Raw genomic sequence first — 14,035 nt, forward strand, 5'->3', positions numbered from 1 at the left:
ATACAGGATATGAGTTTTCAAAAAGAAATAGAAAGAAGAAGAACTTTTGGGATTATTTCGCATCCCGATGCCGGAAAAACAACGCTGACAGAAAAATTACTTTTGTTTGGAGGCGCAATTCAGGAAGCCGGGGCCGTAAAGAACAACAAAATCAAGAAAGGTGCCACTTCCGACTTTATGGAAATCGAGCGCCAGAGAGGAATCTCGGTTTCAACCTCTGTTTTGGCATTCAATTATAAGGATAAAAAAATCAACATTCTTGATACACCGGGACACAAGGATTTTGCAGAAGATACTTATAGAACGCTTACAGCCGTTGACAGTGTTATTGTTGTTATTGACGTAGCAAAAGGAGTTGAGGAACAGACAGAAAAATTAGTTGCTGTTTGCCGAATGAGAAATATTCCGATGATTGTCTTCATCAATAAATTAGACCGAGAAGGAAAAGATGCTTTCGATTTGATGGATGAAGTGGAACAGAAATTAGGATTAACGGTTACACCATTAAGTTTCCCGATTGGAATGGGTTATGATTTCCAAGGAATCTACAACTTATGGGAGAAAAACATCAATCTTTTTAGCGGTGACAGCCGTAAAAACATAGAAGAAACCATTGCTTTTTCTGACGTACAAAATCCTGAATTGGAAAAAATCATTGGTCAAAAACCGGCCGATAAATTGCGTGAAGAACTGGAACTGATTGATGAAGTTTATCCAAAATTCAACAGGGAAGCCTATCTTGAAGGAAAGCTGCAACCTGTATTCTTTGGTTCTGCCCTGAATAATTTCGGAGTTCGTGAACTTTTGGATTGTTTTATAGAAATTGCACCGTCTCCAAGACCAAAAGAATCAGAAACAAGACTGGTTGATCCGTACGAAACTAAATTATCTGGATTTGTATTTAAAATCCACGCCAATATGGACCCTAAACACAGAGACAGATTGGCTTTTGTTAAAATCGTATCCGGTACATTTGAAAGAAACAAGCCTTATCTTCATGTCCGCCAGAATAAAACTTTAAAATTCTCAAGTCCTAATGCATTTTTTGCAGAGAAGAAAGAAATCGTCGATATCTCTTATCCAGGCGATATTGTAGGACTTCATGATACTGGAAACTTTAAGATTGGAGATACGCTAACAGAAGGCGAATTGATGAGCTTTAAAGGAATCCCTAGCTTTTCGCCGGAACACTTTCGCTATATCAACAATGCTGATCCATTGAAATCAAAGCAGCTTGAAAAAGGAATCGACCAGCTAATGGATGAAGGTGTGGCTCAACTTTTCACTCTGGAACTGAATAACAGAAAAGTAATTGGAACTGTGGGAGCCCTTCAATATGAAGTTATCCAGTACCGACTAGAACACGAATACGGAGCTAAATGTTCGTATGAAAACTTCCCGGTACATAAAGCCTGCTGGGTAAAACCTGACGATGCCAGAAATGAAGAATTCAAAGAATTTAAACGTATTAAGCAAAAGTTTTTGGCTCATGACAAATACGGGCAGTTGGTATTCTTAGCCGATTCTGATTTTACGATACAGATGACGCAAAACAAATATCCAACCGTAAAATTGTTTTTTACTTCAGAATTCGATTAGATTCAAAATCATTAATAAAAAAAGGCTGTACGATTGTACAGCCTTTTTTGTTTTTGATATTATAATTTAAGCTCTTTTTGCTTTTCCTTTAATAAAAGTGTAACCTAAGATCACACCTGCCAAAAGCATCGGCACAACATAATCGTTGATAGGTGCTGGCGTTACATCTTCATCGTCCGGCGCTTCCGTTGGATTTTGTGCAAAAGATGCCGTGCTTATGAATAATAAAAGTAACAGGCTGGATATTTTTGTTGTAATTGAGTTTTTCATATCTGATGGGAGTATTAGTAAACGATTTTTTTGTTAGCGGTTCCATTTTCAGCGGTAGTAATTTTCACAATCAAAACCTGATTCGCAATTGGAAGATTAGCTATTATAGCAGAAGAAGTATCGATATTATTTTTTGTATAAATAAGACGACCACTCATATCATAAAGCTCTATATTCTCCATAATATAATTTCCGGAATTAATAACCAAAGAACCATTTTGTTTGTATGCTACAATATTGTTAGAAGAAATTGTAGGTACCTTAACACCAAGCGCAGCTCTGTAAACAATCTCAAAACGATTATTAAACACACCTGTTTCAGAAACAAATGAATAAGCACCTGACTTAAGATTATGAAGCTGTCCCGTAACATTATCTTTTACAAAAACTTCCTGACTGCCTGCAAAAAGTCCATCAACATGATCGATTGCAATAGTATAGTTTCCTGCAACATCTGTCTTGAAGCTCATTGGAACAACGTCATCAGTTGTAAATGGAAGGCTTCTTCCCTGAATTGCAAATTCCTTATTGTCAATATAAGAAGTGAATGCTATAGCACTATCGTTAAAATAGCTACCTTCAATACCATAATCGATTCCTGAAGTAGCACCTGTCATATAACCTAACAAAGTTTGTCCGACAACATCAGTGCTATTAGAAAGGTTCAACCAGATTCTGTGTCTTTCTACTTGATTTGCATTAGAATTTCTAAAGAATGCTCCTCCTGTTGTTGTTGAACGAAGCGCGTTGCCAAAATTCAATGTATTTTGAGTAGCTCCCGATTTTACTTTTACAAAAAATCCTTGACCAGCACCAATCACACCATTTGGATTTAGAGCAGCAGCTTCTGATTGTGCACTTGTCACACCCATTCCTGTTGAAGTAGCATAACCGCTTCCGGCTGCGCCATTTCTTTTTCTCCAGAACCAGATAGTCCCATCAATTGCATTAGTATTAGCAGAAAATAATTGTGCAATAGAAATTGCAGATGGATATGGGTTTCCAACAAGGTTAAAACCGGTTGTGGCATTTGAAAGCGGCACATTTACGCTTTGATTGAATGGAATTCCAGTAAATTCTGCATTGATGACAGTTCCAGGATTACCCTCAACAAAGGCCGGATGTGAATCAGGAGTTCTGATCAGGTATCCCCTACCTTCTACGAAGTTATAAATTGCTTCAATTTGTGGAGGAAAAACAGCTTCGTATTCACCATTTGTACCCGCTCCAGTATTGTAAGTATAAAATCTATTTGAAAGCGTTGCCGGAGAGAAAGCTTTTAAATTTTGACCTACTACCGGAGAAGACCATAAGGTGTAATCAAAACGATATAATGGATTGCTATTTCTTTTTACTTTAATTGATCCTATATTCAAAACATGATTCGTCTGAATCAAATTTGCGTTGTTCTCAACAATAAAATTGTTTGAACCTGCATTATTAGCAATTGCATTTTCAACAGTCAATGATGTTTCGGATGCTACTGTAAATATACCTGAGTTAATGGTTAATGATTTAGCTGTAAACTCACCTTGTGGAGCTGCTGCTCCTGTAGAGTAGTTTCCTGCTATAGTAGCATCAACAGAAGAAGTTGGTGTTCCGTTTGACCAAGCCGTTCCGTTCCATGTTGTGGAAGTTGGAGTTGCCTCAATTAATATATTGTCAAGCCTATTATTCCCAGAAGTATTCGATGCTCCGGAAACTGTTAATCTTAAATACAAATTAGCGGCATTATCAACCGCATTAATGGCAGATAAATCCAGTGTTCTAATAAGAAATGTTCCAGAAGTTACAGCCGTATTGGTCCCAAAATTTGTAAATACCACTCCGTCAACACTCCAAGCCCACTGATGTGTAGAAAATCCTGTTGAAGTACCTCTTGTACTAAAGCTCAATATAGGGTTTTCATATCCGGTCATTGAAACTTTTAATATGATTCTTTTCGAATTTGCACTACTATTAGCTATTGAATATGCGCTTCCTGCATTTGGAGTCGTTCTAGGATCATTTACTGTCGATCCAGCAAAACTGGTTAATTCAGGATTTGAAGCTGTAGACAGCCAATTAGATGAACCATTTGTCCCATCTGCATATATTGTAGCAGAGGTTTGGCTTCCAATATTTGCAGCTACCACCTTAGGTGTACTTGGAGCGGCATCAGTGTTATCAAATGTCCATCCTGCAACTAATGTTTGCCCCCAAGCAACATTAAAAAATAATCCAAACACCAAAATCATCAGTGTCTGTAAAAAAGTGAAGGGTAAAGTTTTTTTCATTATGAATTTGTTTTTCACAAAGTTAAGGATTCGTTAATAAAATATTAAACAATTGCATTATCTTTTTGTTAAGAATTAACATTTTATGCAATTCATCGAACTAATTGAACTTTAAGCGATTATAAAATATATTTTTAACAATAAAATTCTTCGTTAAAATTAGAAATTTTACTTTCTTATAACTTTTTCCAAACAAAAAAAGCCTCCCGAAGGAGGCTTTTCATTTTATATCAATAAAACTGATTATTGATTTTTCAATAGTTTAACCATCTTAGACTTGCTGCCTGCAGATACTTCTAATAAGTAAGATCCTGCTGGCAAATGAGACATATCAATTTGTGTTTCATTTGCATTTACTGATCTAGTAATCAGCTGCTGACCTACCATATTATAAAGCTTAAGACCTGTTATGGCTTCGCTATAAGATACAGTTAAGATATTGTTGACAGGGTTTGGATAGTACTTAAAGTTTGCATTATCGAAACCGTCTACATTAAGTGCTGTACCTGCTACTATTGGTAATCTCTGAATACTTTCGCAACCTCCCACTGTTTGAGAAGCATAATAAGTAGTTCCAGAAACTATTGGAGTTGTAGCTGGCAATACGTTTCCTAATGTGCTTGAATCATACCAGATAATTCCAGTACCAGTAACTGCGAAACTAGCCAAAGTTGAACCTGCAGGGAAATCTTGTGGAGAAGCACCTGTTGGAGCTGGAGTAACTGTTACCGTTACATTCAACGTTTGAGTTGCAGCACACTGTCCAACAGTTGGAGTGAACACGTAGCTTCCACTAGCTGTATTGCTAATTGTTGCAGGGCTCCACGTTCCTGTAACTCCATTTGGAGACGTTGTCGCCAATGTTGGAGCTGTTGATCCTTGGCATATAGCCGCAATTGGAGCAAAATTAGGAGTAGTTGCCGGAGTAATAACAACATTCAATGTTTGAGTTGTAGCACATTGTCCAACAGCAGGAGTAAACACATAACTTCCGCTTGTAGTCATATTAACCGTTGCAGGAGACCATGTTCCGGTAATTCCGTTTGGAGAAGTCGTAGCAAGTGTTGGCGCCGTAGATGTCTGGCAAATTGTTCCGATTTGAGCAAAGTTTGGAGTTACGCTTGGTGTAACTGTTACTAGAGTGCTGTTAGTCGAAGAACAAGTTCCAACTGTAGCTGTAGCAGTATACGTTGTATTTGTTAACGGTTTAGCGTAAACTCTTACAGAAGGGCTTCCTGCCACATAAGGAACCGTACCAGCCGCATCAGTGAATAAATCACCCGTTCCTGTTGATGTCCACGTTATTGTATGCGATAAGTCGAACGTAATATCAGTTCTAGCACTATATGTATAGGTTGCAGCCATTGCATAAGCATCCATTAAAGCCACAGATACATTGTCTGATCTGTAAAAAATAGTACTTACAAAAGCTGTAGGACTATGCTTAGCCGTATTATAGGTAGTTGTATTACCACCATTATTGTTACTATAGTTCATTTCAATAACCAAGTTGTCAGTACCGTTCCAAGTAAAAGGAGTATCTAACACAAAACTATTCAATCCTACTACCGGAGTATAACTAGCAGCATTCTTAACTGTTGTCATGCCTGTTTCCCATGATGTATTTGAAGCAAAACTTGCCGTAGCAGAGTTTTTCATTTTTACAACAAGGTTGTTAAGAGCATAAGTAGTGTTAGCTGTAACCAATTCTAGTTTTATACCATTAATAGTCGTATTTGGAATAAAACCTAAGGCTGTCAATTCAGCAGCAGTATAAATCCACTGTTGTTTTGTACCTCCATAATAAGCCTGTAATGGGTTTGGTCCTAATGTTGCTGAAGTAGAACTAGATCCAGATGTAGTTGTACCTGCACCAGAAAGAACAGAATACCCTGCTCCTGACACTGTCAATTGCTGAAGACTACCTGCACAAACTGTAGGTGTGGTAGGCATTACAGTAATTGCAGAAGGTGTTGGGTTTACAGCAACATTTACTATTACTACAGCAGAACAGCCTGTTGCAGTATTATTAGCAGTAAGTGTATATGCAGTAGTTGCAGATGGGCTAAATGTCCATCCTGTACCAGCATTTCCAGAAACACCTGTAGAAGGCGACCATGTATATGTATCATAATCAGCAGCACCCGCAGTAATCGTTACTGCAGCAGTAGGTTGTCCACCACAAACAGCAGCAGGATTACCACTCAAGGTAAGAACTGGCGCAGTCGTTACAGTAGCAACAACAGGAATTCTAGGTGAAGAACAAATAGATTGTCCGTTGATTAAAAATTTAGGTCTGAAAGTACCTGTAGCATTCACATCAGTTTCAGCCAACATCGCTGCCGGAGTGAAACTGTCTCTTTGTCTGTATGCCGAGGCCACAAACCCTACATCGTCTACTTTCATAGCCGTAGCCGTAGCAGTTGTAGCGCTTGGAACGCTACTCCATGAAATCGTAACAACAATATTAGAGCTACCATCCCAAACGAACATTGGAGATGAACCTGCACCCGTTCCAAAAGCTAATGTATTCACTGCATTAGATACTGGTGTAAATCCACCATTTGCTCCAGTTCCTAAATATACCTGCGTTAGTCCTGTACTAATAAAAGTGGCTGTTGGAGCTGTCACCGCTGTTGTATGTCCTATTTGTACAGTAAACCCTTGGTAAGTCTGACCTGAAACTGTAGGCTCAAATCCTAAACTACTCAGATTAGATATCCCTGAAAAACCTGCAGCATTAAGCTCAGATGCTCTAATGATATACTGAGTCTTAGTTCCTCCCCAACTTCCAGGGAAGAAAGATTGCGCTGTAGAAGATGACGTTGTTGCTCCAGCACCTAATATATTAGTCGCAGGAGGAGTAGACACTTCAGCAGAAGCATAATAAGTTGTTGTTGCAGAAATCGACGGAGTTGTAAAAGTATTTCCAGTTGCTAGTACAACACCTCCGGTTGCTGCAGCATACCAATTGATAGTAGCACCTGTACTTGGCGTAGCTGCTAACTGAACAGTTCCTGTTCCACAACGTGTCGCTGGCGTATTTGTTGCAACCTGATGAGTGAAAACAATATGCACAGGAGTTGAAGTTCCTATAGCAGGACCCGCAGAACAAGTCACTACACACTCATAATAAGTAGATACTGCTGGCGCTACAGTTAAAGTAGGTCCGTTAGCTCCTGCAATATCAGTATAAACAGTTCCGTCTGTAGAGCTCTTCCATTGGTAAGTAACTCCTGAACCTGAAATCGCATTTTGCAAGCTTAGCGCTACTGAAGCACCAACACAAATTGAAGTAGCAGAAGCTACAGTATTTCCTGGATTTGGAGTACCACTACAAGAATTAGAATCTGCAAAAGAGATATATCCTGTGAAATTTGCAGCCGAAATAGGCAGATTAGACTGTGTAGTATTAGGAGCTCCAGCAGTTCCTGCTACATAAGTAGCAATACTTCCAAAAGCATTTGTATACACACCTGCAGGAGTAAGAGCCTGAACCGGGATACTTGTGCTTACAATTGAAGCATCTCCTAATCTTACATTCATGTCATTAATCGTTCCAGACATTAAAGGAATTTCCCATCTTCTTGTTGCAGACAAATTAAGCAAACTTACATCTGCCGTACCTGCATTAGAATCAAAAGCTTCAGCTTTAATGTTAGAAACTGCTGTAGTAGCCGGAGCTAACCAAATTGGTGCATAAGCAGCTTTTCCAACTGGGAAATGCTGGTATGCTGTATTTGAATTACCACTAATTATAGTTCTAGCCAACGGCCCGTTTACATAAGCAGTAGCACTTCCTCCTGTTAATGTTCCACCAGCTGTGGTTGTTCCTAACGTTAACAAGTTAACGTTAGTAGTATTAACTTTTCCGCTTGTAAGCGTTAATGTACCACTAACAGTAAGAGGAACGTCTAAAGTTAATCCTGTTGTGCTTGTATTATTAACTGTTAACGATGTCAAATTAGCAGTAGGAGTAGTTGCTGCATTTCTGAAAACACCTGCTCCAGAAATAGTCTGAGCATTTGTAGATGCTACAGCAGCACCATTATAGTCATTAATATTTAATGCACTTCCTGCTGTTAGGATTCCGTTATTAATAAGGTTTCCTGCTAAATGGTTCGCGCTTCCCATTTGGTATTCACCTGATATAATATTCAAGTTACCTTTAATTGCCACAGTAGAAGTTGTTCTCACAAATCTGTTTGTTCCGATAGTTCCAGCATCTACAGTAACATTTCCTAAACCATAATTAGAACCTCCTTGGAAAAGATATACGTAGAATCCGTTACTTCCCGTAGTACTGCTATCATTCGATATACCATCTCCAAATCTGAAAGTATGGTTAGCTCCAGCCGAATTGTATGCTCCACCTTGAGAAACTCTCAATGAATATGTTGAAGTACTTGAACTTTGAGGAGGATCGACAATAGTAATTGTACCTCCTGTTAAAGACAAGTTAGCAACAGCGTTTGCAGTAATGTTTAATAAATTTGTTCCTGAAGCTACAGAATTAGCAGCATTTCCAGCATCATTTCCATCAATATTGATATTTCCACCGCTTTGATTAAAAGTAGAACCACCATTATGAATCATGTTACCAAAAACATTTACGGTTCCAGATGTAACTGTCATAGTTCCACTGTTTGAGAAAGTACGGTTATTTGCTCCAGAAGCCGACAAATTAATTGTTCCGCCGCCAACTGTAAGTGTAGCAGTTGCTCCATTCGTAATACCTGTAGTACTTGCTCCGGTAACATTCAAGCTACCACCAGTAACACTCATTATGTTATTATTTGCAACTGTAGTAGAAGCTGTCAAAGAAGAAACTCCAGAAATGTTTACCGTACCATTATTTGTAAGTGATGTAAAGCTAAGAGCTCCAGTTGCAGCTGTTAATGTACCTCCAGTTGCCACTGTCAAACCTGAGATAGCATTTACACCATCTAAAGTCACGTTTGTATTATTTGCAATCGTTACCGTATCAGAAGCACCTGGCACCGCATTTTTGTTCCATGTTGCAGGAGCAGTCCAGTTCCCGTTAGCAACAGAAATAAATGGAATATCAGAAGATGCAACACCTATATACAAAGGACCTGAAAGAAGATCTGCCTGAGATACTGTAATTCTTTGCGCTCCAGGAGTAGTCGTACCATTTTGGTGAGCACCTCCGATAGCCGCATTGGCAAACATAACTCTTGCATTTCCGTTTAGCAATGCAGGGAATGCATTTTGGGCAAGTAAAACAACAGTATAGGAACTTGAACTAATAGGAGTTCCTTCATTAGAAACTACCCAGTTTCCATTATATCTATCGTTTACTGTATAAGCACCGTCAGCAACTGACAAACCAGTGGTAATGCCTGAAGCATCATTATATATTACGGCTAATTCACCTGCAACAGCGCCTGTTGCATTGGTTTTTGTAATATACATGGCTCTGTTTGCACCAGCACTATTAATAAATGGGTATCTACTTGTTGAATTCGTAGGATCAGTTGCTACGGCAATAGTCGTTCCGGTTGCAGCAGCAGTCCACCATCTAGAAAACTTGGCTCCAGGCAAGAATCCTGTACCAACCGGAGCCGTTAAGGTATTACCTGCAGCACCAGCACCGAAAGTCATTTTATTGGTACCTAAATTAATTCTGGCCCCTGTAAGGTTTAAGTTATATGCAACCTTAACATCATTGATAAGCCAAGTGATGTTAGGTGTAGCCACAGCATCAGTATTACTAAATGTAAGGTTTCTGATAACACCTGTGGTAAAGCCTCCCAAACCACTTACTGTTTGTGGAACTGTTCCATTTAATGTTAACGTACCCGCCGTAGTTGTTCCTACAGAAACATCAATCATACCATTGTTTACGATATTTCCAGTGACTGTAAGTGTTTTTCCTGTAGTTCCATTATAAACATTCAAGACTCCACCAAGTGCTACAGTCAGGTTATTGTTAACTGTAAAGTTTGTAGGTGTAGCTCCATAACCTAAAGTTCCTTCAACTGAAAGATTATTTATAGATAAACCTGTCGCATCAACTGCAACAGTTGTTCCTACAGAAATTACTGCATTATCAAAAGAATTAGGAACACTGCCTGCATCCCAAGTTGCCGCAGAATTCCAGTTTCCTGATACAATAGAAGTATATGTTCCTGGAGGAGTTGTTGCCTGAATAGCATCTAAGTTTGTACTTTTTCCTCCTTCACTAATTGCGTAAATACGCCATGAGTAAGTAGTACTTGGTGTTAGACCCGTTGCATTGTATGTAGTCGTTCCTACGTTTGCAGTACCAGCCTGCGTGTAAGTAGCTCCACCATCTGAAGATCTTAAAATTATGTATTTTACTACATCTATGTTTGGAGAAGATTCTGCCCAATTCAATATCATTGATCCTCCACCAACACTTGAAAAAGACAAAAATGTAGGAGGTGGAATAAGTGTAGCTAGTGCATTACCAGGATTTCCTGGAGGAATAAACTGGTAAACTCTTCTGCTTCCATCTGCAGAAGAATTCAAATTAGCAATAGCTCCTAAAGCAGCTACAGTTGGATTGGCCGCATATGGATTCGTTACAGAAACAGTATTTCCAGCATACAAAACTGAAGCGAAACTTCCTGTTGCAGTTCCTATAGCAAAACCAATAGAAGGAGCTCTATTACCAGCTGTAGTTCCTATATCTACGGCAGACATACTTCCATAAACATATTCCACATTACCTTTTTCATAAAGTCTCATCTGCCATGTAGAATTTGCTGCCACACTTGTAGTTGAAGTATAAAAAAGTTGCATGTTCGCAAATTCAACTACCAAAACCCTGTTGGGTGCCGTACCTGATACTTTGTAATGAACTTTTCCTGTGGTCAAACCCGTTCTTAAATCAGCATTAAAAGCTGAAAGTCTTGGAGAAGTCGCTGAACCACCATTGATTGAATAAGTATTGGTTGGCGCAGCGGTTGCACCCAATTGCAAGATTCCATCTTCCTGAACCGAAAACTGGGTAAACCTGTTTCCCATAAAGTGGAAGTCAAATCCAATATTGGTAACGGCCGAAGCTGTTGCGTCAAGACCAGCACCTATCAACTGCGTCGTTCCTGTACTCATATCAACGGCTCCGCCATTCATATCAAGTGCCAGCGAACCTGTAGTGGAAGTGGCAAACGTGTAATTTGCCGAGTTCTGGGCCCAAACTGAATGATTCATAGCCATTAACATGACTATCAAAAACAAGCTAATCCATGTCGGCTTAGCTCCGTGAGAAATAGAATCAGGCCGGGGGTCAGCCAAATTCTCAATCCCTTTTCTGAGTTTAGATGGTTTTCTAAAACTCGAAAGAGTGTAATAATTCATCATAGTTTAAGTAAATTGATTAAAAATAAAGTAAGAACATCTGTTAATTGAAACTCATATTATAACAGACAAAAAAGCCTTTAAAGGATTTTACCAATCCTTTAAAATATCTTTTATAATTTGCATAAAAAAATGCGATTCAATCAACGCGGAAAATTAATATAATATTTAACACAAAATTAATATTTCAAGAAAAAATTTATGAACAACGGTAAAATTATCTGATATAATCAAAAAAAGGGCTCTTTTTTACACACTTTCAGCAATATATATCAACTTAAATTCATTACAACAAATGCATAACTTTTAGATAAATTTTGGTGATTTATTTATTTCAACTCCAATCTATTACTAAAAAAAACATTCATCATAATCAAACAAAAACATTCTGTTAGGGCATAAAAAAACTCCCCATCACTAATTTAAAAAAATAGGAAGAAGAGTATTTTTACTTACTAAAAATCTTTATAATAGTCTCTGTTAATCTCTTTAGCCAAAAAGGCCCGCACAGCTCAATAAAAGCAAAACCATTGCTACAAAAAACCTGATAATAGAATTGTTTGATAGTATTGTATTGTCATTACGGCCAACTGCATTTGATTCTTTATACAAAATCTTCATCTCAAATAATTTAATACATTAACTCTAATCCTTAGGGACAATTAGTTGGTATGTGGTAGTATCACCAGTATTTGCAATGAAATTTTAATTCACAGATAAACTTAAAGAAAATGTTATCTACAAAAAAATAAATCCGATGAAGTTCAATAAAAAACGTTGAAGAAGCGTTGTTGCTTTAGCCCAAAAGTAAACAATGAATTACTCTAAAAAGATTGGCCTATATGCATAGGATACTACACAAAAGAATAGAATTTACATTCAGACTTAAATTATACCCATTTGTGTAGTGGCTTTTAAATTTTTTCATCCTTTATTTGAAAAAAAATACACATATGATGTATGTATCAGGACCAACTCGAAAATCCTTGAAAGAGTAGAGAACTTTTTTATTTAAACCCATGAGAAAAATATTTTTATCAGCCATTACAATGATTTTTTTAACCATGTTTTTATTTGTTACATCTTGTAGTGAGGAGAACGAGAATTCGGAAATGAATTCAAAAAACGAACTCAACGACAATTCTTCATCACATTTGAGAAAGCCTTCAATTGAATTTAACACTCTAAAAAATAGTCACTTAGCGGAAAAATTATCTCGCGATTTTGTAAATCTTGAAATTACAATTCTTAAAATTCAAAAACCTGCAATCGAATTTATAAGAAGCAAAGGTATTGATGTTTCAAATACTGACAGTCTTATTGCTTTTTATGAGAATTGTGAAGAGTGTGATGATAAATATCGTGATGCATTAACGCCTTTATTAAAAGATTTAAGTCAGGCAAGTGATAATAAAGTTTTAGATATACTTGCAGAGTACTCAAATAATATTGATAGATTGGATTTAGATGAAGTTAACAGAAACAATTTAAAATTTATGATAAACTCAATGATGATAGGAGTTAACAATAGTCTACTAATTAATGACGGTTATGAAAATTTACCTACAATTATTAGAGATAACCAATATATAACTTTTGGTTTTTGGGATTGTTTAAGACAAACTGGAGGCAAGGCAATTGGAAGGGGATTGGTAACAGGGATGATAACAGGCTGTATAGGAGGCGCAATTGCAGGTGCTACAATTGGCACAGTAACAGTCCCTGTGCTCGGTACAGCAACTGGCGCTGTTGGTGGCTGCATATTTGGCGGAGCAGCCGGCGCTGTAACTGGCGCCGTAACCGGAGCAATATGGGCAGCTGTTGATTGCATTTAATAATTTGTATCATGAAAAACAAAATAAAGTTTCCTTTATTTATTTTTATTTCCGTAGTATTCTTTTTATTAATGAACGGAAAAGTTAATTATCAATATTCAGACTTAAATAACTTCAAATTATATTTAAAGCTCTTATTGAGTTTACTATTTGGCTATATTTTAATTTATCGTTTGTTCATCTTTAAACGATAGTAATCAAAAAGCAATTTAGAAATTCCCGGAATTGTCTTTCAACAAAACCCATTCAGTAATACTGTACGCAGAAGGTTGAGCTTTCACACTAAAAACTAATACTATGCCAAAGCATTTGAACTACAACAAACGGTCAAACTTTTACACCTCACAAGATTTACAAAATAAAAAAAGCCTCCTGAATTCAGGAGGCTTTTTTGTTTATGCTTGTCCGGCAGGACCAAAATTCAAAGGAATTGGAGGTTGTTCCGTGTCTTTTATTTCGCCATGGGCGCTTTCATAACGATGGATATTTTCTCCTATAGCCTTTAGCAGTCTTTTGGCATGCTGCGGTGTCAAAACGATTCTCGATTTCACTTTTGCCTTTGGAATTCCAGGCATAATGCTTACGAAATCCAATACAAATTCTGAAGCTGAATGGTTGATGATAGCCAAGTTGGAATAGATTCCTTCGGCTGTTTTTTCATCCAATTCAATATTAATCTGACCTTGTGGTTGTTTTGAATCGCTCATA

At 37.6% G+C, this 14,035-nt stretch carries 6 protein-coding genes; 2 read left to right on the forward strand and 4 right to left on the reverse strand.

Features of this window, described 5'->3' with window-relative positions; genetic code table 11:
* The first annotated feature begins 9 nt into the window (after positions 1 to 9).
* Positions 10 to 1,599: a peptide chain release factor 3 gene (locus ABH942_RS05630; protein ID WP_370030004.1), complete on the forward strand. Its 1,590-nt coding sequence runs from the start codon at positions 10 to 12 to the stop codon at positions 1,597 to 1,599.
* Positions 1,600 to 1,665: 66 nt separating this feature from the next.
* On the opposite strand, the gene ABH942_RS05635 is transcribed toward ABH942_RS05630, so the two are convergent.
* From ABH942_RS05635 to ABH942_RS05645, 3 genes are all read right to left on the reverse strand, one after another.
* A complete protein-coding gene (locus ABH942_RS05635; protein ID WP_370030006.1) occupies positions 1,666 to 1,869 on the reverse strand; it encodes a hypothetical protein in 204 nt (67 codons plus the stop codon).
* A 14-nt stretch (positions 1,870 to 1,883) separates the two neighbouring features.
* Complete coding sequence (locus tag ABH942_RS05640; protein WP_370030008.1) at positions 1,884 to 4,145, reverse strand: T9SS sorting signal type C domain-containing protein; 2,262 nt, start codon at positions 4,143 to 4,145, stop codon at positions 1,884 to 1,886.
* Between the two features lie 243 nt (positions 4,146 to 4,388).
* Complete coding sequence (locus ABH942_RS05645) at positions 4,389 to 11,495, reverse strand: T9SS type A sorting domain-containing protein (protein ID WP_370030010.1); 7,107 nt, start codon at positions 11,493 to 11,495, stop codon at positions 4,389 to 4,391.
* Positions 11,496 to 12,511: 1,016 nt separating this feature from the next.
* On the opposite strand from ABH942_RS05645, the gene ABH942_RS05650 reads away from it, so the two are divergent.
* Positions 12,512 to 13,327, forward strand: coding sequence for a bacteriocin class II family protein (locus ABH942_RS05650; protein ID WP_370030012.1), 816 nt, complete (start codon positions 12,512 to 12,514; stop codon positions 13,325 to 13,327).
* Between the two features lie 395 nt (positions 13,328 to 13,722).
* Here the strand turns inward: ABH942_RS05650 and ABH942_RS05655 are convergent, their stop codons facing one another.
* Complete coding sequence (locus ABH942_RS05655) at positions 13,723 to 14,034, reverse strand: DUF3467 domain-containing protein (RefSeq protein ID WP_056069326.1); 312 nt, start codon at positions 14,032 to 14,034, stop codon at positions 13,723 to 13,725.
* Position 14,035 lies beyond the last annotated feature (1 nt).

The sequence above is a fragment of the Flavobacterium sp. 28YEA47A genome, from assembly GCF_041262125.1.
Classification (GTDB): domain Bacteria; phylum Bacteroidota; class Bacteroidia; order Flavobacteriales; family Flavobacteriaceae; genus Flavobacterium.